At 74.5% G+C, this 19,000-nt stretch carries 16 protein-coding genes; 11 read left to right on the top strand and 5 right to left on the bottom strand.

Features of this window, described 5'->3' with window-relative positions:
- Positions 1 to 6 precede the first annotated feature (6 nt).
- The 4 genes from cbiQ (at position 7) to ACZ4VK_RS08730 (ending at position 4,355) form a co-directional block, all read left to right on the top strand.
- Positions 7 to 756: a cobalt ECF transporter T component CbiQ gene (gene cbiQ / locus ACZ4VK_RS08745; RefSeq protein WP_468349944.1), complete on the top strand. Its 750-nt coding sequence runs from the start codon at positions 7 to 9 to the stop codon at positions 754 to 756.
- A complete protein-coding gene (locus ACZ4VK_RS08740; RefSeq protein ID WP_468349942.1) occupies positions 753 to 1,631 on the top strand; it encodes an ATP-binding cassette domain-containing protein in 879 nt (292 codons plus the stop codon). The genes cbiQ and ACZ4VK_RS08740 overlap by 4 nt, the downstream gene beginning before the upstream one ends.
- Before the next feature lie 95 nt (positions 1,632 to 1,726).
- Positions 1,727 to 3,742, top strand: a complete 2,016-nt coding sequence (locus ACZ4VK_RS08735) for an FAD-dependent oxidoreductase (RefSeq protein ID WP_468349940.1) — start codon at positions 1,727 to 1,729, stop codon at positions 3,740 to 3,742.
- Between the two features lie 76 nt (positions 3,743 to 3,818).
- Complete coding sequence (locus tag ACZ4VK_RS08730; protein WP_468349938.1) at positions 3,819 to 4,355, top strand: PadR family transcriptional regulator; 537 nt, start codon at positions 3,819 to 3,821, stop codon at positions 4,353 to 4,355.
- A gap of 23 nt (positions 4,356 to 4,378) precedes the next feature.
- Here the strand turns inward: ACZ4VK_RS08730 and ACZ4VK_RS08725 are convergent, their stop codons facing one another.
- Entirely contained in the window at positions 4,379 to 4,765 is a 387-nt protein-coding gene (locus ACZ4VK_RS08725; protein ID WP_468349936.1) for an ATP-binding protein, read from the bottom strand.
- A 240-nt stretch (positions 4,766 to 5,005) separates the two neighbouring features.
- Here ACZ4VK_RS08725 and ACZ4VK_RS08720 point away from each other — a divergent pair, with 240 nt between their 5' ends.
- A complete protein-coding gene (locus ACZ4VK_RS08720; RefSeq protein WP_468349934.1) occupies positions 5,006 to 6,397 on the top strand; it encodes an FAD-dependent oxidoreductase in 1,392 nt (463 codons plus the stop codon).
- Between the two features lie 65 nt (positions 6,398 to 6,462).
- Here ACZ4VK_RS08720 and ACZ4VK_RS08715 read toward each other — a convergent pair whose 3' ends face one another.
- Positions 6,463 to 7,803 (bottom strand): DUF2252 domain-containing protein, encoded by a 1,341-nt coding sequence (locus tag ACZ4VK_RS08715; RefSeq protein WP_468349932.1) that lies wholly within the window; start codon positions 7,801 to 7,803, stop codon positions 6,463 to 6,465.
- 184 nt (positions 7,804 to 7,987) lie between these two features.
- Here ACZ4VK_RS08715 and ACZ4VK_RS08710 point away from each other — a divergent pair, with 184 nt between their 5' ends.
- The gene (locus ACZ4VK_RS08710; protein WP_468349931.1) at positions 7,988 to 8,740 is read left to right on the top strand and encodes a GntR family transcriptional regulator; all 753 of its coding nucleotides are present in this window, start codon (positions 7,988 to 7,990) and stop codon (positions 8,738 to 8,740) included.
- Positions 8,741 to 8,792: 52 nt separating this feature from the next.
- Here ACZ4VK_RS08710 and ACZ4VK_RS08705 read toward each other — a convergent pair whose 3' ends face one another.
- Complete coding sequence (locus ACZ4VK_RS08705) at positions 8,793 to 10,328, bottom strand: amino acid permease (RefSeq protein ID WP_468349929.1); 1,536 nt, start codon at positions 10,326 to 10,328, stop codon at positions 8,793 to 8,795.
- A gap of 112 nt (positions 10,329 to 10,440) precedes the next feature.
- Positions 10,441 to 11,415 (bottom strand): hypothetical protein, encoded by a 975-nt coding sequence (locus ACZ4VK_RS08700; RefSeq protein WP_468349927.1) that lies wholly within the window; start codon positions 11,413 to 11,415, stop codon positions 10,441 to 10,443.
- A 304-nt stretch (positions 11,416 to 11,719) separates the two neighbouring features.
- Here ACZ4VK_RS08700 and ACZ4VK_RS08695 point away from each other — a divergent pair, with 304 nt between their 5' ends.
- The 5 genes from ACZ4VK_RS08695 (at position 11,720) to ACZ4VK_RS08675 (ending at position 16,815) form a co-directional block, all read left to right on the top strand.
- Positions 11,720 to 13,306 carry an FGGY family carbohydrate kinase gene (locus ACZ4VK_RS08695; RefSeq protein WP_468349925.1) on the top strand — a complete coding sequence of 529 codons (1,587 nt, stop codon included), beginning with the start codon at positions 11,720 to 11,722 and terminating at the stop codon, positions 13,304 to 13,306.
- A complete protein-coding gene (locus tag ACZ4VK_RS08690) occupies positions 13,303 to 14,721 on the top strand; it encodes an FAD-dependent oxidoreductase (RefSeq protein ID WP_468349923.1) in 1,419 nt (472 codons plus the stop codon). The genes ACZ4VK_RS08695 and ACZ4VK_RS08690 overlap by 4 nt, the downstream gene beginning before the upstream one ends.
- Positions 14,718 to 15,926, top strand: a complete 1,209-nt coding sequence (locus tag ACZ4VK_RS08685; protein ID WP_468349921.1) for an FAD-dependent oxidoreductase — start codon at positions 14,718 to 14,720, stop codon at positions 15,924 to 15,926. Before ACZ4VK_RS08690 ends, ACZ4VK_RS08685 begins: the two co-directional genes overlap by 4 nt.
- A gap of 104 nt (positions 15,927 to 16,030) precedes the next feature.
- On the top strand, positions 16,031 to 16,507 hold the full coding sequence (locus tag ACZ4VK_RS08680; protein WP_468349919.1) for an NUDIX hydrolase: 477 nt from the start codon (positions 16,031 to 16,033) through the stop codon (positions 16,505 to 16,507).
- A gap of 62 nt (positions 16,508 to 16,569) precedes the next feature.
- Positions 16,570 to 16,815, top strand: a complete 246-nt coding sequence (locus ACZ4VK_RS08675) for a hypothetical protein (protein ID WP_468349917.1) — start codon at positions 16,570 to 16,572, stop codon at positions 16,813 to 16,815.
- Positions 16,816 to 17,003: 188 nt separating this feature from the next.
- Here ACZ4VK_RS08675 and ACZ4VK_RS08670 read toward each other — a convergent pair whose 3' ends face one another.
- A complete protein-coding gene (locus tag ACZ4VK_RS08670; RefSeq protein ID WP_468350799.1) occupies positions 17,004 to 18,977 on the bottom strand; it encodes an NAD-binding protein in 1,974 nt (657 codons plus the stop codon).
- Positions 18,978 to 19,000 lie beyond the last annotated feature (23 nt).

Here is a 19,000-nt window from a genome sequence, read left to right as displayed (position 1 = left end):
CCGCCGATGCTGCCGATCGACGCGGCGGCGCACAGCAGTCGCTGGCGCCGCCGCCATCCCGCCGAGAAGGCGCTGCTCGGCTTCGGTCTGACCCTGTGCGCGGTCTCCCTGCCGCCCTGGCCCGGCGCGCCGCTCGTGGCCGCGGCCACGCTCGGTGTGCTGCTCGGTCCGGCCGGTGTGCCGGGCCGGGCGCTGTGGCGGGCCTTCCGCATCCCCCTCGGGTTCTGTGTCACGGGCGCGATTCCGCTGCTCTTCGAAGTGGGCGGCGACCGGGGTCTGGTCGCGTTCGCCCCGGAGGGGCCGGTCCAGGCGGTCGAACTGCTCCTGCGGACGGCGTCCGCCTCGCTCGGCGTGCTCCTGTTCGCGTTCACCACACCGGTCTCCGACGTCCTGCCCCGGCTGGTCCGGGCGGGGGTGCCGGCGCCCGTGGTCGATGTCGCGCTCGTGATGTACCGGATCATCTTCCTGCTGCTCGACGCGCTGTCCAAGATCCGGCAGGCGCAGGCGGCACGGCTCGGGCACACCACCCGGGCCGCGACCTGGCGTTCGCTCGCCGGTCTCGGCGCGACCACCTTTGTACGGGCCTTCGACCGGGCGCAGCGCCTGCAGTCGGGGCTCGCCGGGCGGGGATACGACGGGACGCTGCGGGTTCTCGTGCCCGCGTGCGCGCTCTCCCGCCGGTTCCTCGCCACGACGGGCGTGCTCCTCGCCGGGCTCGTCGCCCTCACCCTCGTACTGGAAAGGTTCCTGCCGTGACGTCAACGACGCCTCCGCCCTCCGCGACCCCCGTCGTGGAGCTGGTGAACGCGGGCTTCGCCTACGAGGACGGGCCCGCGGTCCTGTCGGGCGTGGACTTCTCGGTGGCGGAGGGGCGCGCGGTCGCGCTGCTCGGCCGCAACGGCAGCGGGAAGACGACGCTGCTGCGGCTGCTGAGCGGCGGCCTTCGGTGCGGGAGCGGGTCGCTGCTCCTGGACGGGGCGGAGGTGGCGTACGACCGGAAGGGGCTGACCCGGCTGCGGACCACCGTGCAGCTGGTCGTGCAGGATCCGGACGACCAGCTGTTCGCCGCCTCGGTGGCCCAGGACGTGTCGTTCGGTCCGATGAATCTCGGGCTGCCGGAGGAGGAGGTACGGCTCCGGGTGGCGGAGGCCCTGGAGGCGCTGGACATCACGGCGCTCGCCGACCGGCCGACGCATCTGCTGTCGTACGGGCAGCGGAAGCGGGCCGCCATCGCCGGCGCCGTGGCGATGCGGCCCCGGGTGCTGATCATGGACGAGCCGACGGCCGGGCTCGACCCGCACGGGCAGGAACGGCTGCTCGACGCGCTCCGGCGGCTTCGGGAGGGCGGTACGACGGTGCTCATGGCGACGCACGACGTGGATCTGGCGCTGCGCTGGGCCGACGAGGCGGCGGTACTCTCCCCCGCCGGTCTGCGCACGGGCCCGGTGGCCGAGCTGCTCGCCGACGACGCGCTGCTCGACGCGGCCCGGCTGCGACGCCCCTGGGGCACGGCCGTGGCCCGGCTGCTGCGGACGCACGGGCTGCTCGGGGCGGAGGCGCCGGAGCCTCGGACGCCGGAGGACCTGGACGCCTGGCTGGGAGCGGCCGCGGAAGCCTTTGCTACCGAGTAGTAGACATCACGTCCCCGATCTTCTGCAACTAGTTGCAGAACCAGAGGAGGTCACCTACAACTGAGGGCGAAGATCCTGCGCGAGGAGGCGCCCGCATGACCCCGTACCCCCATCTGCTGAGCCCGCTCGACCTCGGGTTCACCACCCTGCCCAACCGGGTGATCATGGGGTCGATGCACGTCGGCCTCGAAGAGGCCGAGCACGGCTTCGAGCGCATGGCCGCCTTCTACGCCGAGCGCGCCCGCGGCGGCGTCGGCCTCATCGTCACCGGCGGCATCGCGCCCAACGACGCCGGCCGGCCCTGGGACGGCGGCGCCAAGCTCACCACCGCCGAGGAGGTCGCCGAGCACCGGCTGATCACCGACGCCGTGCACGGGGCCGGTGGCCGGATCGCGATGCAGATCCTGCACTTCGGCCGGTACGCGTACCACCCCGCCCTCGTCGCGCCCAGCGCGATCAAAGCCCCGATCAGCCCCTTCGTACCGAACGAGCTGACCGACGCCGAGGTCGAGCAGACCGTCGAGGACTACGCCCGGTGCGCCGGGCTCGCCAAGGAGGCCGGGTACGACGGCGTCGAGGTGATGGGCTCCGAGGGCTACCTCATCAACGAGTTCATCGCCGCCGCCACCAACCAGCGCACCGACCGCTGGGGCGGCTCCTACGAGAACCGCGTCCGCTTCCCGCTGGAGATCGTCCGCCGCATCCGCGAGCGCGTGGGCGAGGACTTCATCCTCGTCTACCGCCTCTCCATGCTGGACCTCGTCCCCGGCGGCTCCACCCTGGAGGAGGTCGTCCAGCTCGCCAAGGAGATCGAGGCCGCCGGCGCCACCATCATCAACACCGGCATCGGCTGGCACGAGGCCCGCATCCCCACCATCGCCACCTCCGTGCCGCGCGGCGCCTACACCTGGGTGACCAAGAAGCTGATGGGCGCGGTCTCCGTGCCGCTCGTCACCAGCAACCGCATCAACACCCCCGAGGTCGCCGAGGAGATCCTCGCCGACAGCCGCGCCGACCTCGTCTCGCTGGCCCGCCCCTTCCTCGCCGACCCCGGCTTCGTCGCCAAGGCCGCCGCCGGCCGCTCCGACACCATCAACACCTGCATCGGGTGCAACCAGGCCTGCCTCGACCACACCTTCAACCTGAAGATCACCTCCTGCCTGGTCAACCCGCGCGCCTGCCACGAGACCGAACTGGTCCTCTCCCCCACCCGCCGCGCCAAGCGGATCGCCGTCGTCGGCGCGGGCCCGGCCGGCCTCGCCTGCGCCGTGTCGGCCGCCGAACGCGGCCACTCCGTGACCCTCTTCGACGCCGCCGCCGAGATCGGCGGCCAGCTGAACATCGCCAAGCGGGTCCCCGGCAAGGACGAGTTCAACGAGACGCTCCGCTACTTCCGCGTCCAGCTCGACGAGCGCGGAGTCGACGTGCGCCTCGGCACGCCGGTCACGGCCACCGACCTCGACGGCTTCGACGAGGTCGTCGTCGCCACCGGCGTCTCCCCCCGCACCCCCGCCATCGACGGCGTGGACCACCCGAGCGTCGTCAGCTACCTGGACGTGCTGCGGGACGGCGCGCCCGTCGGCGAGCGGGTCGCGATCATCGGCGCCGGCGGCATCGGTTTCGACGTCGCGGAGTTCCTGACGGACGGCGGCGAGGGCGCGAGCCAGGACCCCGAGACGTACTTCCGCCAGTGGGGCGTGGACACCTCGTACGAGAACCGGGGCGGCCTTCGCGCCCCCGAGCGCGCCGCGCCGCCGCGCCAGGTGCACCTGCTCCAGCGCAAGGAGACCAAGGTCGGCGCGGGCCTCGGCAAGACCACGGGGTGGATCCACCGCACCGAGCTCAAGCACCGGGGCGTCGCCATGGTCGCGGGCGTCTCGTACGACCGGATCGACGACGAGGGCCTGCACGTCACCATCGGCGGCGAGGCGCAGCTGCTGCCGGTCGACACGATCGTGCTCTGCGCGGGCCAGGAGCCGCGCCGGGGCCTGTACGAGGAGCTCGTGGCGGCGGGCCGCGTGGCGCACCTCATCGGCGGCGCGGACGTCGCCGCCGAGCTGGACGCCAAGCGGGCCATCGACCAGGGCACCCGGCTCGCGGCGACGCTGTGACCGGCCTGACCCGTCTTGCCCGACCGACTGGTCCGACCCGTCCGACCGTCCGACCGGCCACTTCTAGGATGCGTGCATGTCACTCCCGCACGCGATCCTGACCGCGCTGCTCGAGAAGCCGTCCTCCGGTCTCGAACTGACGCGCCGCTTCGACAAGTCGATCGGCTATTTCTGGTCGGCCACGCACCAGCAGATCTATCGCGAGCTGGGCAGGCTGGAGCAGGCAGGGCACATCCGTGCCCTGCCCGCCCCGGTTCCGGTGCGGGGGCAGCGGAAGGAGTACGAGGTGCTGCCCGCGGGCCGCGCCGAGCTCGGGACCTGGGTCGCCAGGTCCGAGGACCCGAAGCCGATGCGGGCCGCCCTGCTGCTGCGGATGCGGGCGGCCGCCGTGGTCGGCGCGGCGGGGCTCCGCGCCGAGCTTTCCCGCCATCTCGCCCTGCACCAGGAGCAGCTGGCGGAGTACCTCGCGATCGAGACGCGCGACTTCCCTGCGGAACGGCGCCGGTCGGAGCCCGACCGGCTGCGCCACCTCGTCCTGCGGGGCGGGATCGACATGGAGCGCTTCTGGGTGGAATGGCTGACGAGCGCGCTCGCGGAGCTCGGGACGGAGTGACGGCCGAGGCCTGTACAGGTGCCTCAGTGGTCCACGTGCGCGTGGACCGTCTTGCCGTCGGGTTCGCGGCTGACGGTCAGGCTGTCGACGAGGCGGGTGACGATGCCCAGGCCGAACCCGCCCTCCCTGCCCGGCTCCGGCGCCTTCGGCCGCGGTGGCTCGGGGTTGTGGTCATGGACGTCGATGCCGATGCCGTCCCCCTCCAGGGCGAGATCCAGGGTGCACTCGCCGTCGGCGTAGCGGATGGCGTTGGTGACCAGTTCGCTCACGACGAGGACCGCGTCGTTCTCGGTGGCCCGTGGCAGGGGACGGCCGGCGCGCTGGGCGTCACCGGCGAGCCGGTGCACCTCCAGTCGTGCTCGGGCCGCGGCCCCAGGGCCTTTGAGGTCGTGGTGCCGGGAGACTGCCATCACGCTCGCTCCTCCCTTCTCTCCTCGGATCCGGGCAACTCTTCTCCTCGGATCCGGACAGCCTCGGATCCGGACAGCCTCGGTCCTTGCCTCTGCCCGGACGGCGGGCATCCATGCGGCGCGGCGGCCGGTAGGCCGAAACCGTGCGCCTTGGAGCGGCGTGGGGATCACGGGGCGCGACGGGGTGCGTACCGGCGTGGATACTGGGCCGTCGGAGTTCCATGACACGAAAGGGCGGGTATGGCCGACGACTTGGGGCGCCGCGCGACACGTCACGCGGTGGTCATCGGGGGAAGTCTCGCTGGGCTGCTGGCCGCACGGGTGCTGGCCGAGCACGCGGAGAAGGTGACGGTGGTCGAGCGCGACAGACTCCCCGAGGGGCCGGAGGCCCGGCCGGGCGTGCCGCAGGGCCGGCACCTGCACGTCCTGATCGCGGGCGGGCAGCAGGCGCTCGACGAGCTGCTTCCGGGCTTCATGGCGGAGCTGAGCGGGCTGGGGGCGCCCAAGGTGGGCGTACCCGAGGACATGGTCCAGTGGCAGAACGGCCAGTGGTTCCGCCGTACGCCCGCGACCGCGCACTTCTACACCGGCCCGCGCCCCCAGCTGGAGTGGCTGGTGCGGCAGCGGGTGCTCGCCGACCCGCGCATCGAGCTGGTCGAGGGCATGGAGACGGTGGGGCTGACCGGCGACTCCTCGCGTGTCCGGGGCGTACGGCTGCGTGAGCGCGGGGCGGGGGCCGACAAGCAGCCGCGTACGCTCACGGCCGATCTGGTCGTGGACGCCTCGGGACGGTCCACGAAGGCCGCGGACTGGCTGGCGGGCATCGGCGCCGAGGCCCCGCACGAGGAGACCCTCGACACGGGTCTCGCGTACGGCACCCGGGTCTACCGCGCTCCGGCCGACGATCCGGGGACGGACGCCACGGGCTACTACATCGTGCCCAACCCGGCTCAGGTGTACGGCGGTGTCGTGCTGCCCCTCGGCGACGGGCGGCACCTGGTGACCCTGTCCGGGCTGCGCGGCGACGAACCGCCGACGGAGGAGGGCGCCTTCGAGGAGTACGCGAAGCGGTTGCCGCATCCGGTGCTCAGCGACTGGCTGGCGCGGGCCGAACCGGTGTCCCCGGTGTACGGCTTCCGCAAGACCGCCAACATCCGGCGCCGGTACGACCGCCCGGGCCGCCGTCCGGCCGGCTTCCTCGCCACGGGCGACGCGCTGTGCGCCTTCAACCCCATCTACGGGCAGGGGATGGCGGTCGCCGCGCTCAGCGCGGTCGCGCTGCGCCGTGCGCTCGCCGACCCCCGGCGCACCCCGACGACCCGGCAGGTGCAGCGGGCGCTGCTCGACGCGTCCCGGCAGGCCTGGGACATCTCGGCGGGCGCCGACAAGAAGATGCCCGGTGCCGTCGGTGACGCGGCGCGTCCCGGCACGCTGGACAAGGCGGTCGGCTGGTACCTGAGCCGGGTGCAGGCGCGGGCGGCGGGCGATCCGGTCGTGGGGGCGCCGTTCCGTGCGGCGCTCACCCTGACCGCCCCGCTGACGAGCCTCTTCGCGCCCGCGGTGGCGCGGGCGGTGCTGTTCGGGCCGGTCGCCGAGACGCCGGCGGAGCCGCCGCTGCGCCGCGACGCGTAGGGGCGTCGGAGGGCCCTCTGCCGGAGGGTCCTCCGGCCTGGCCTCGGGGTCCCCTGAGGGGTGGTTCAGGCGTCCGGTGCCGCGGTCACCATGCCCGCGGCGACGGCCGCGCCGAGCGCCGCGTAGTCGTCGGCGTTCTGCCCCGCGTAGGCGAGGGCGAAGTCGGCGACACCGCGGTCGAAGACGTCCGAGCCGCCGAGGTAGCCCGCGATGGCGATGCGGTCGCCGGAGCGGGCGTGGGCGCGGGCCAGGGCGCGGCCGCAGAGCCGCGCGTACTGCCGCAGCATGGCCGGGGACATGGTCTCCACCTCGGCGGAGCCCTTCATGTCGCGCAGCTGGCGCCAGTAGAAGTGGCGTTCCTCGGGGCCGGTCATCCAGCCGAGGAAGATGTCGCCGGCCGCCTGGACGAGGCGCTGGCCGCAGACGACCCGGCGCCCCTGGTGGCTGTACGCGCTGGGCGCCAGGTAGGGCTCGAGGACGGACCGGCCGGCCTCCTTGACCTGGAGGATGAGCGGGTCCTGTTCGTCCCGCCCTTCGAGGAGGAGGACGAAGCAGCGGGTGCCGACGCTGCCGACCCCGACGACCTTGCGGGCGGCGTCGCGGAACCGGTAGCGGTCGAGGAGGATCCGTCGCTCCTCGGCGAGCGAGCTGCGGTAGTCGCTGAAGATCTTGCCGAGCGTGACCCGGTCGAGGTCCGTGGTGCGTTCGAGGAGCGGCGGGTCGTCGACGATGTGCCGCGCTCCGCTCGCGTCGGCCTCGGTGAGCTTGGCCAGGGCCTGGAGGCTGGTGCGGCGGCGGGCGCGGGCGAGCCGGTTCACGAAGCGGGCGCGGTCGTCGCCGCGTACGAGGGGGACGAGGTCGTCGGCGGCGATCCGTTCGTACCAGACGGCGAGCTCGCCGAGGTTCGCGAGGCGGCGCACGGTCGTCCGGTACGACTCGGTGGCCACCAGGGCCGCCCGGTGGGCCCTCGGCCTGGTGCTGCCGTTCTGGAGGGCGGCGACGGCGACGCTGGCGGCGAGCCGTTTGACGTCCCATTCGAAGGGCCCGGGGAGCGTCTCGTCGAAGTCGTTCACGTCGAAGAGCAGCGTCCGTTCGGGTGAGGCATAGACGCCGAAGTTGAGGAGGTGGGCGTCGCCGCAGAGCTGGACGGTGAGCCCCGTGTGGCGCTGGGCGGCGAGGTCGGCGGCCATGACCGCCGCGGCGCCCCGGAAGAAGGCGAAGGGCGAGGCCGCCATCCGGCCGTACCGCAGGGGGACGAGGTCGGGCAGCCGGTCCTGTGACTGGCGTTCCAGCACGTCGATCGGGTGGGGGCGCTGGGAGCTGGGTATCCAGCGGCCGTGGGAGGAGCGGGGTACGTCCTTGCGGGCGGCCCTGCCCCGAGCGGCGCGCTCCGACGGTGTCGTCATCCGGCCTCACCCGCCTCTTCCGCAGCCGCGGTCCCATGCCCGTCACCTGGTACCTCATTACAAGGGGCGACGCTCGTTTCGGCCACTCTGCCGGACCGCACTAGCTAAATGGTTTAGACCAATGATAGAGATGGATCACGCACACGACCCGTGCGGTCACGCTGAGCGAAGAGAGGGTCTGATCATGGCCGATCCCGATTACGAGGCGGCCGACGCGCCGCTCTATCTCCGGGTCGCCGCCGCGCTGCGCGAGGATCTCGTCCAGCGGCGGATCTCCCCCGGCAGCCGGCTCCCTTCGGAACGGTCGCTGTCCCAGCGGTACCACGTCAACCGGCAGACCGTACGCAACGCGCTCCAGCTCCTGCGGGACGAACGGCTCGTGGTCACCGACCGGCGCGGTACGTTCGCGGCCGCCGGCGCCGGGGGCGAGCCGGTCGTCCCGGCTCTGACGGCCCGCCGGCCGACGTTCCCCGGCGGGCCCCGCGCGGCCGACGCGCAGGTGCGGGCCTCGCTCGCCTGGGAGCCGCCGCCCACCCCGCTGGCCGCGCGGCTGCTGCTCGCCCCCGGCGAGCCGACGCTCGTGCACCGGCACGTCGTGCTCGGACCGCACGGCGCGGCACTCCAGCGGGCGGTGTCGTGGTTCTCCCGGCCGGCGGTCACCGAGATCCCCCAGCTGTCCCGGTACCGGCGGTACCGGGACAGCCGCCGGCAGCCGGATCTGCGGCTGCTCTACCACTGGATGCACCAGGCGGGGCTGCGGATCACCCACCGGGAGTCGGTCGGCGTACCGCCCGGCCCGGCCACGACGGCGGCGGGCGGCTCGGCCCGGCTCGTCGTCCACCGGGTGGTGAGCGACCAGCACGGGCACGCCCTGGAGATCACGGACATCGACTTCTCGGCCCAGTCGGCGGCCTGGACGTACGAGTTCAGCGGCTGAGAGCGGGCCGGGCCCCGCTCCGGCGCCGGAGCGGGGCCCGGATCCCGTCCCGTCAGACGATCCCCTCCGCGATCTCCGCCTCCTCGCGCGCCGTGCCGTACGCCGTCGGCGTGCCGTACGAGCGGCGGGCGACGTACCACCAGACGCTGGCCAGGACGAGCACGACGGCGAGGGCGATCACGGCGTAGTTCATGGTGTCGACCGTCACCGGGGCCTTCTGCGGCAGGCAGAACAGGACGGTGACGATCGCCACCCAGACGACGGCGGTCCAGCCGATCGGCTTGCTCCAGCGGCCCAGGCTCCACGGGCCAGGCGTGAACCGGTCGCCGGCGCGCAGCCGGAGGTAGATCGGGATGGCGTACGCCGGCGTGATGCCGATGACGTTGATCGCGGTGACGGCGCCGTAGGCCGTCGCGGAGTACAGCGAGGGCACGGCGAGCAGCGCGGCCACCGCCACCGCGAGCCAGACGGCCGGGACGGGGGTCTGAGTACGGCCGCTGACCTTCCGCCAGATCGCCGAGCCCGGCAGGGCGTTGTCGCGGCTGAAGGCGAAGACCATGCGGCTGGCGGCGGCCACCTCGGCGTTGCCGCAGAAGAGCTGGGCGACGATCACCACGAGGAGCAGGGCGGCGGCCCCGCCGGAGCCGAGCGCGTCCAGGAAGATCTGGGCGGGCGGGACGCCGGTCGCGCTGTTCTGCGTGGCGGAGTAGTCCTGGATCGCGAAGCTCAATCCGGCCAGCAGGGCGAATCCGGCGATCCAGGAGACCCAGATGGCCCGCACGATGCCCTTGGCGGCGGTGACGGAGGCGTTGGAGGTCTCCTCGGAGAGGTGGGCCGAGGCGTCGTAGCCGGAGAAGGTGTACTGGGCGAGGAGCAGGCCGATCGCGGCGACGTAGAAGGGATTGGCCCAGCCGGTGTCGTTGACGAACTCGGTGAACACGAACTCGACGGACTGGTGTCGGTCGGGGACGAACGTGAGGGCGCCGACGATGAGCGCCACGCCCGCCAGGTGCCACCAGACGCTGACCGAGTTGAGCACGCTGACCAGACGGACGCCGAAGAGGTTCAGGACGGCGTGGAGCAGCAGGATCGCGAGGAAGATCAGGAAGGTGGAGCCGGCGGTGGGTTCGAAGCCCCACTGGAGGTTGAGGAAGGCTCCGGTGAAGAGGGCGGCTCCGTAGTCGATGCCGGCGATCGCTCCGAGCAGACCGAGCAGATTCAGCCAGCCGGTGTACCAGCCCCAGCGGCGCCCGCCGAGCCGGTCCGCCATGTAGTAGAGCGCGCCGGAGGTCGGATAGGCGCTGGTGACCTCGGCGAGGGCGAGGCCCACGCACAGCACGAACAGGCCGACGCCGGCCCAGCCCCACAGCATGACGGCGGGGCCGCCGGTGCCCATGCCGAAGCCGTAGAGGGTCATGCATCCGGAGAGGACGGAGATGACCGAGAAGCTGATCGCGAAGTTGCCGAAGCCGCCCATGCGGCGGGCGAGGACGGGCTGGTAGCCGAGCTCTCTCAGCCGCGCCTCCTCGTCCTGCGCGGCGGGGGGAGGCTTGCGTATCGCGTCGGTGGGGGCGTCCGTGCGGGACATGGGGTTTTCCTCCGGGGACGGGGGGTGAGCGGGAACGGGGACAGGGGGACGGAACGGGGGATACGGGGGCTTGCCGGGGCTCACGGGGCGTGCGGGGCGCGAGCCGGGACGGTCAGCCGCCGAGACAGCGGGCGCGGGCGCGCAGGAAGATCTCCTCGGCGAGCACGCGGTCGTCCGGACGGGGGGTCCGGTACGCCCAGGGCAGCGTCGTGTAGTAGGGGCCGAGCGACTCGAAGACCCGGGCGGCGTCGGCGAAGCGGAGGGCCCCGAAGAGGGCGTGCGCCAGGTGGTTGAGGTCGAGCAGGGAGGCCTCGTCGGTGGCGCAGAAGAGGAACCAGGTGTCGAGGGCGTGCCCGGCGTCCCGTACGGCGTCCTCGGCGACCCAGTGGAGGTCGAGGGCGCGCTCCTGGCCGCGCTCGCGCCGGTAGCGCTCGACGCGCACGTAGAGCGGGAGGGCGTGCAGGGCGGAGCCGACGGGTGCCGAGGAGGCCGCCCAGTGGGCGTAGTTGACGGCCTCGGAGAGCGGTCCGGGGCGCCGGCCGTAGACGAACTGCAGCATGCGGTGGTGCGCTTCGCGGTTGTACGGGTCGCGCTTCTCCACCTCGGCGAGCAGGCCCCAGGGGCCGGGCGGCAGCATGGGGGCCGGCGGGGAGAGCCGGTGTTCGGCCATGCGCTGGTTCTCGTCGAGGGCGGCGAGGGCGATCAGGCCCACCCAGGGCACCGGGTCCGCGGGCGCGAGGTCGGCGGCCTCGCGGCAGGCGGTCCAGGCCTCCTGCCAGAGCTCGCGGGTGCGGGTGTGGCCCGCCCGGTGGGCGCGTACGGCCCGTTCGACGGTGACGCGGCTGTGCATGATGCCGGCGGCGAGGCTTCCGGGCTGCTCCGCGCGCCAGGTGTGGACGACGTCGGTGCCGGCGGCGACGGCGGCGAGGACCTGGGTGCGGCGGGTCCAGGCGTCCCATTCGGCCGTCTCGCCGAGGAGTCGGGCCATCGCCACCCAGCGGCCGGTGCGTAAGTCCTGGACGGCGTTGCGCAGGGCGTGGTCGTGGCCCGCGGGGTGGTAGACGGGACGGAAGCCGTGTGCGGCCATCAGGGCGTGCGTCTTGGTGTGGATGACATGGGTCCTCGGTGGATGGAGGGGGTGGTCAGTCCCCCGGGCGGGCGTCCCGGCCGTGATCGGCGATCACTATAGAGGGCACTGGATGCGACCGGTCCACTTTCCTCCGTGACCGGAACTATTCAGCCAGCGACCGGATTTGACCTACTGTCAGGTAGGGCGCCGGAACCTGACGGGGTTCCCCGCCGAGGGTTGACGCAGGGCCGCGGTGGCGGCACCCTGACTCTTTTCCGTGATCGGCCGGTCACAGAACGACCCCAGGGACAGGAGCAGCACGATGACGGGCGGCCCGGTACTCGCCGTCGACCAGGGCACCTCGGGCACCAAGGCCCTCGTCCTCTGCCCCGAGCGCGGGGTCATCGGCAGCGGAACGGCCCCCGTACGGCCCCGCTACCTGCCGGGCGGCCTGGTCGAGGTCGACCCGCGTGAGCTGTACGACTCCGTGGTCGCCGCCGGACGGGCCGCGCTCGCCGACGCGGGCACACCCGTCGTCGCCGTGGGTCTCGCCAACCAGGGCGAGACCGTCCTCGCCTGGGACCCCGCCACCGGCGAACCGCTCACCGACGCCCTGGTGTGGCAGGACCGCAGGGCGGCCGGAGTCTGCGCCGGACTCGAAGCCCACGCGGACCGGCTGCGGCACCTCACGGGGCTTCCGGTCGACCCTTACTTCGCCGCCCCGAAGATGGCCTGGATCCGCCGCCACGCCACCGGGGCCGGCACCGTCACCACCAGCGACTCCTGGCTCGTCCACCGGCTCACCGGCGCCTTCGTCACCGACGCGGCGACCGCGGGACGCACCGGGCTCCTCGACCTCGACACGGTCGCCTGGTCGGAGACGGCCCTAGGCCTGTACGGCCTCGGCGGCGAACGGCTCCCCCGCGTCGTGGACTGCGACACGCCGGTCGGCACCACCCGCGCCTTCGGCCCGCCGCTGCCGCTCACCGGCCTCCTGGTCGACCAGCAGGCGGCGCTGCTCGCCCAGAGCGCCGACGACCCGGCCGCCGCCAAGTGCACGTACGGCACGGGCGCCTTCCTCCTCGCCCAGACCGGACCGGAGCCACGGCGCGCCGCTTCCGGCCTGGTCAGCTGCGTCGCCTGGCGACTCGGCGGACAGGTCACCCACTGTCTGGACGGCCAGGTGTACACGGTCGCCTCGGCGGTGCGGTGGCTCACCGACCTCGGTGTCATCGCGGGGGCGGCGGAGATCGACCCGGTCGGCGGCGGGGTGCCGGACAGCGGCGGGGTCACCTTCGTCCCGGCGCTCGCGGGGCTCGCCGCGCCGTGGTGGCGGGGCGACGTACGGGGCTCGCTCACCGGCCTCGGCCTCGACACCACCCCGGGCCATCTGGTGCGCGCCCTCTGCGAGGGCATCGCCGCGCAGGTCGTCGAACTCGCCGCGGCCGTCGCCGCCGACCGGGGCGCCCCGCTGACCTCGCTGCGCGCGGACGGCGGGCTCACGCGGTCCGCGCTGCTCATGCAGACCCAGGCGGACCTCCTTCAACTGCCGGTGGAGGTCTCCTCGTTGCCGGACGCGACGGCGCTCGGAGTGGGGGCGGTGGCCCGGCTCGGACACGACCCGGGGCTCACGCTCCGCGAGGCCGTGCCGGAGTGGAAGCCCTCGGCGGTGTACGAGCCCCGTATCTCGGCCGAGGAGGCCGCCACGCGGCTCGCCCGGTTCCGTGCCGAGGTGGCGGCGCTGGTCGAGCGGGCGGGGGCGGATGCGGACGCCTCGGCGGGAAGCCCCGCCGACAGCCCGATCGGTGCCTCCACCGGTGGCTCGATCGGCAGCTCCGGCGGCACCTCCTTCGGCAGCGACGGCTCTGGCTCCGCGTCTGGCTCCGGCTCCGGCTCCGGCTCCGTATGAGCGTCACCCGCAGCGGCCCCCTCCCCACGGGTGACGACGCGGCGTACGACGTCGTGGTCGTCGGCGCCGGTGTCGTCGGCGCCGCCATCGCCCGGGCGCTCGCACGCCACCCGCTGCGGGTCGCGCTCGTGGAGGCCGCGAACGACGTCGGCGACGGCACGTCGAAGGCCAACACGGCGATCCTGCACACCGGTTTCGACGCCGTCCCCGGCACCCTGGAGGCGCGGCTCGTCCGTGAAGGCCACCGGCTGCTCTCCGCGTACGCGCGGGAGACCGGCATTCCCGTGGAGCCGCTCGGGGCCCTGCTCGTCGCCTGGGACGAGGGGCAGCGCGCCACCCTCCCCCGCCTCGCGGAGAAGGCCGCGCGCAACGGACACCGCACCACCCGGCTGCTCTCCGCCGCCGAACTCCACGCCAGGGAACCCCACCTGGGCCAGGGGGCGCTCGCCGCGCTCGACGTGCCGGGCGAGTCGGTGATCTGCCCGTGGACGACCACCCTCGCGTACGCCACCCAGGCCGTCCGGTCCGGGGTGGACCTGCATCTGAACTGCCGGGTGGAGAAGGTGCGTGCGGGCGATCCGTACCACCGCCTGGTGACCCGGCGCGGGGTGCTGCGGACCCGTCACCTCGTCAACGCCTGCGGGCTCCACGCCGACGCCTTCGACGCGCTGCTCGGCCGCGAGGACTTCACCGTCACCCCGCGCCGGGGCCAGCTGCTCGTCTTCGACAAGTTCGCCCGCGACCTGGTGCGGCACATCCTGCTGCCCGTACCCGGCCCCCTCGGCAAGGGGGTGCTCATCGCGCCGACGGTGTACGGGAACGTCATGCTCGGGCCCACCGCCGAGGACCTGGACGACAAGACCGCCACCGGCACGACGGCGGAGGGGCTCGCCGGCCTGCGCGAGCAGGGCGGCCGGATCCTCCCCGCCCTCCTCGACGAGGAGGTCACGGCCGTCTACGCGGGGCTGCGGGCCGCCACCGGACAGGACGACTACCGGATCGCCGCCCACCCCGCCCTGCGGTACGTCACGGTGGGCGGGATCCGGTCCACCGGGCTCACCGCCTCCCTGGCCATCGCCGAGCACGTGTGCGGGCTGCTCGCCGACTGCGGGCTCGACCCCGGTCCCGAGCGGCCGCTGGCCCGGCTTCGGATGCCGAACCTCGGCGAGGCCTTCACCCGCCCGTACCGGGACGCCCGGCTCATCGCCCGGGAGCCCGAGTACGGTGCGATCGTCTGCCACTGCGAGCGGGTCACCCGCGGCGAGATCCGGGCCGCGCTCACCTCGACGATCCCGCCGGGCGGCCTCGACGGGCTGCGGCGCCGTACGCGCGCGCGTGGCGGCCGCTGCCAGGGCCACGCCTGCGGCGCCGAGGTGCGGTCCCTGTTCGAGGAGTACGGGAAGGGTGCCCGGTGAACCGTACGGTCGACGTCCTCGTGGTGGGCGCGGGACCCGCCGGGCTCGCCGCGGCCGCCCGGCTCGCGGCGGCGGGAGCGGGCCGCGTCGAGGTCCTGGAGCGGGAGGAGACCGCGGGCGGGGCCCCTCGGCACTGCGCCCGTACGGGATTCGGCGCCGACGCCCTCGGCCGCGCACTCGACGGCCCGGCCTACGCGCGGCGTGCGGTGCGGGCGGCGCTGCGGGCCGGGGCCACGGTCCGTACCGGCGTGTCGGCGACCGGCTGGGCGGGGCCGCTCACCCTCGACATCACCGCCCCGACCGGCCTCGAACGGATCAGGGCCCGCGCGGTGGTCCTGGCGACCGGGGCACGCGAACGGCCCCGCAGCGCCCGGCTCGTACCGGGTTCACGGCCCGCCGGGGTGCTGACCACGGGCGAACTCCAGCGGACGGTGCTCCGCTTCGGCGCGCGGCGGGAGCACATCGGGCGGCGGGCGGTGGTCGTCGGCGGCGAGCCCGTGGCCCGTGCCGCCGTGCGGACACTGCGTGCGGCCGGGGTGGACGTGGTCGCCGTCGTGACGGAAGTCGCCGGGGGCCGGGTCGCGTTCGGGGCCGTTCCCGTGGTCGGCGGCGCCGTCGTGACGGAGCTCCTCGGGCGCGGCCGGCTGAGCGGGGTCGCGGTCCGGGACCGGGACGGGCGTACGGGCACGCTGCGGTGTGACACCGTGGTCTTCACCGGCGACTGGATCCCGGACCACGAACTGGCGCGCGCCCGCGGGCTTCCGCTCGCCCCCGGCACCCGGGGGCCGGTGACGGACGGCGCGTTCCGCACCGCCGAGCCGGGCGTCTTCGCGGTCGGCAACCTGCTGCGCGGGGTGGAACCGGCGCCGGTGGCCGCCGCGGAGGGCCGGGCGGTGGCGGCCGCCGTGCGCGAGCGGCTCGACGGACGTCCCTGGCCCGTGACCGGGGTGCCGGTGGTGACGGAGGGACCGCTGCGGTGGGTGACACCCGGCCTTCTCGGCACGGAGGCGGCCGTTCCGCTGCTGGTCCGGGCGGAGCGTCCGCTCGTGCGTCCTGTGATGACCGTCGCTCAGGACGGCGCCCCGCTGCGGCGGGAACGGCTGAGCGGGTCGCTCGCTCCCTGGCGTTCGGTACGGCTTCCGCCGGAGTGGACGAGCGGGGTGGACCGCGAAGGCGGACCGGTGGTCGTCAGCGCGGAGGCGTGAGACGGGGGCGTCCGGGTCGGGGCGTACGCGGCCGGGCGAGGGGCGAGCGTACGGCGGCGCGCGCCGCTGCCGTGGCGGACGGGGCTTCGGCGACACTGGGCGGCATGCCGGACAAGCGCAGCGCGGGTCTCCTGGTCTTCCGCCGTACGACCGACGGCGGCGTCGAGGTCCTCATCGGTCACATGGGCGGGCCCTTCTGGGCGTCCCGCGAGCAGGCGGCCTGGTCCATCCCCAAGGGGGAGTACGAGCCGGACGAGGCTCCAGAGGTGGCCGCGCGCCGCGAGTTCCAGGAGGAACTGGGGCTTCCGGCCCCCGAGGGCGAGTGGTTCGACCTCGGCGAGTCCCGGCAGCGCAACGGAAAGCTCGTCACCGTGTGGGCGGTCGAGGGCACGCTCGACCCGGGCCGGGTCGTACCGGGCACCTTCACCATGGAATGGCCGCCCCGGTCCGGTGTCCGGGCCGAGTTCCCGGAGATCGACCGGGTGGGCTGGTTCGCCCCCGAGACGGCCGCTCCGCTGCTCGTCGCGGGCCAGCGCGTCTTCCTCGAACGGCTCGTGGCACACCTCGACGGGCGGGGCTGAGCCCGATTGTCAGACCCGTACGAGAGGGTGGTCAGCGCCGAACTGTCGAGAGGGAGCCCGACATGACCACGTTCACCGCCAGCGAGCGCGCCGCCGCCCAGGCGTACCTGCGGCTGCTCGAATCCACCCAGGCCGTGCTGACCGATCCACAGCTCGCCCCGTACGCGGGGGTGATGCTCACGAATCCGATGGCCGAGGCGGACGAGGCGCTCCGCGCCGCGGGCCTCGCGGGGAACGAGGACCGGCTGCTGCGGCTCGTCTCGGCGCTGCGGACCTCCCCCGCGACCGCGTGGGGGCGGGCCGGCTGAGACGGCTCGTGTCCCCGCACGCGCCGAAGTTCCGTCAGCCGCCCGGCCGAACGGGGTGCGTCCGGCCGCTGTTGCCGACGAAGCCCGGAGTGGCGGGGGAGCTCGGACACCGGGGCGGCCGCCGGGCGCCAAGCCCGGGAGGGACGGCCGGCCCCGTGCCCGGGCCCCCGGGCGGTCAGTTACTACGGTCACCCTCTGTTCGTGGGGGCCGAGTTGTGCGGGGCTGCCGTCTCGCCGGGCGCGGCAGCGCCTCCGCCTCCGCCTCTGCCGAGGAGTTCGGCGAGGCCTCGGCGGGTGGCGGCGACGACGACCCGGTCCCCCGGTCCGAGGACGCGCTCGGGCCGCAGACGCCAGCCCTGGCCACGGTCCGTCGGGCCGCTGCGGGAGCCCGCCCCGGCTGCCGCACCGGAGACCGTGGCACTGCCGTCCAGGGCGATGACGCGCCAGGCACCCGCGTGGAAGGCATCGGCCACGGTGAGTCCGTCCAGGAGCGGGTGGTCCGCGACGTCCACGGCGGCGAAGAGGAGGACCCGGCGCTCGACCGGCACCGCCCCGAGCACCTGTCGGCCCAGCATGGCGCCGGCGAAGGCGGGCGCGGCGAGGTGGGAGACGCTGCGGCTGCGGGTGAGGGCCGCGGGGTGGGCGGTGCGCAGGGTGCGGAAGACGGCGGTGGCGAAGTCGTCGTCGTACAGGCGCAGGACGACCCGCAGGTCCGGGGTGACGGCGCGGGCGGAGAGCGCTGCCTCCAGGTTGGTGATGTCGACGCTGGTCAGGGCGAGGAGGGCGTGGGCGCGGTGGATCCGGGCGGCCTCCAGGACGCCCTCCTCGGTGACGTCGCCGATCACGGTAGGGACGCGCAGCCGTCGGGCGACGGCGATGCCACGGGCCTCCGGGTCGGACTCGACGCACACCACGGGGATGCCGAGCCTGCGGAGCCGGGCGAGGACGCGGGTGCCGACCTTGCCGAGGCCGAGGAGGACGACGTGTCCGGAGAGTCCCCGGGGAGGACGGCGCAGGGTGGTCGCCGTGCGGAAGGTGCCGAGGCCCTCGATGACGGCGGCGACGATCACCGGCAGCAGGAGCAGTCCCACGAACCCCGCGAGGATCTGGAGGACCTGCCGGCTTGTCGGCTCCCCGAGGGCCGGATCGCCGATGGCGAAGATGTCGAGGAGCGTCAGATAGGCGGCGTGCAGCGGGTGGTCGCCGGTGGTGAAGGTGGAGGCGAGCGCGAGTGCGAGGACCGCCGTCGCCGCACCGGCCAGGGACCAGCGCAGCCGCCGGGAGAAGAGCGAGGCGACGGGCAGCGCGGAGGCGGCGAGGCGGCCGGGCGACAGGTCCGGTCCCGCCGCCGTGACCGCTTCGAGGGTGACGGCGGCGCGGCCGGTGGCGGCGGCCACCGTGCGGTCGTCGGGCAGCAGCCGGGGCCCCTCGTCGCCGCTGCGCTCGGAGCCCTCGCAGCCCGCCGGGTCGCCGGCCGTGGCGGAGAGCAGGGCGAGCGTGCACAGGCCGGGATCGGGGGCCTCGCCCGCGGCGGGCAGCCGCTCGACGGCGTGCAGGAGCAGCCCGCCCGCCTGGACCACCTTGCTGGTGCCCGCGACGGCGGCCGCGGCGAGGCCGGGAGCCGCGGTGTCGACGTCGGAGAGGACCGTGGTGGCGGCGTCGAGCTTCTCGGGGTCGAGGCCCGGTTCGGCGACGGCGGCGGCCTGGTCGAGGAGGGTTTCGAGGTGCTGTCCGAGTTTGCGGTTGTAGAGGCGGATGACCAGGCGCAGCCGGGGGTTGAGACGGCGGGCGGTCAGAGCGGCCCGGATGTTGGTCTCGTCGTCCTCGTGGACGAGGGCGAGCGCGGCGGCCCGCTCCACCCCGGCGTCCGTCAGGGCCCGGTCGTCGGCCTCCGCCGCCTCGACGACCCGCAGGGTGCCGGCGGGTTCGCGGTCCGCACCCGCCCCCTCGGTGGCGGTCTGGGCGGCGGTGGCGCCGGCGGTCGTGCGGGTGACGGCGGCGGTGACCCGTCCGAAGAGGGCCATCGCCCTGCCCGCCCGGGCGGTGGGCGTGCGCGGGGCGTCCGGCCGCTGTGGCACCAGGAGCGTGACCCGCTCGCCGTACACCTCGTGCAGCTCGCCCGCTAGCCGGTGGGCGAGGGCGTCGTCCCCGCAGACGATCATGTGCCCGGTGGGGCCCCGGCCGG

It is taken from the genome of Streptomyces sp. NPDC028711, assembly GCF_055565415.1.
This window is presented reverse-complemented; position numbering and strand designations above follow the sequence as displayed.

Bases quoted from the DNA above. Each gene is read 5' to 3' on its own strand.
- cbiQ (WP_468349944.1), top strand. From the start codon at position 7: ATGCTGCCGATCGACGCGGCGGCGCACAGCAGTCGCTGGCGCCGCCGC.
- ACZ4VK_RS08735 (WP_468349940.1), top strand. From the start codon at position 1,727: ATGACCCCGTACCCCCATCTGCTGAGCCCGCTCGACCTCGGGTTCACC.
- ACZ4VK_RS08730 (WP_468349938.1), top strand. From the start codon at position 3,819: ATGTCACTCCCGCACGCGATCCTGACCGCGCTGCTCGAGAAGCCGTCC.
- ACZ4VK_RS08725 (WP_468349936.1), bottom strand. From the start codon at position 4,765: ATGGCAGTCTCCCGGCACCACGACCTCAAAGGCCCTGGGGCCGCGGCC.
- ACZ4VK_RS08720 (WP_468349934.1), top strand. From the start codon at position 5,006: ATGGCCGACGACTTGGGGCGCCGCGCGACACGTCACGCGGTGGTCATC.
- ACZ4VK_RS08715 (WP_468349932.1), bottom strand. From the start codon at position 7,803: ATGACGACACCGTCGGAGCGCGCCGCTCGGGGCAGGGCCGCCCGCAAG.
- ACZ4VK_RS08710 (WP_468349931.1), top strand. From the start codon at position 7,988: ATGGCCGATCCCGATTACGAGGCGGCCGACGCGCCGCTCTATCTCCGG.
- ACZ4VK_RS08705 (WP_468349929.1), bottom strand. From the start codon at position 10,328: ATGTCCCGCACGGACGCCCCCACCGACGCGATACGCAAGCCTCCCCCC.
- ACZ4VK_RS08700 (WP_468349927.1), bottom strand. From the start codon at position 11,415: ATGGCCGCACACGGCTTCCGTCCCGTCTACCACCCCGCGGGCCACGAC.
- ACZ4VK_RS08695 (WP_468349925.1), top strand. From the start codon at position 11,720: ATGACGGGCGGCCCGGTACTCGCCGTCGACCAGGGCACCTCGGGCACC.
- ACZ4VK_RS08690 (WP_468349923.1), top strand. From the start codon at position 13,303: ATGAGCGTCACCCGCAGCGGCCCCCTCCCCACGGGTGACGACGCGGCG.
- ACZ4VK_RS08680 (WP_468349919.1), top strand. From the start codon at position 16,031: ATGCCGGACAAGCGCAGCGCGGGTCTCCTGGTCTTCCGCCGTACGACC.
- ACZ4VK_RS08675 (WP_468349917.1), top strand. From the start codon at position 16,570: ATGACCACGTTCACCGCCAGCGAGCGCGCCGCCGCCCAGGCGTACCTG.
- ACZ4VK_RS08670 (WP_468350799.1), bottom strand. From the start codon at position 18,977: ATGATCGTCTGCGGGGACGACGCCCTCGCCCACCGGCTAGCGGGCGAG.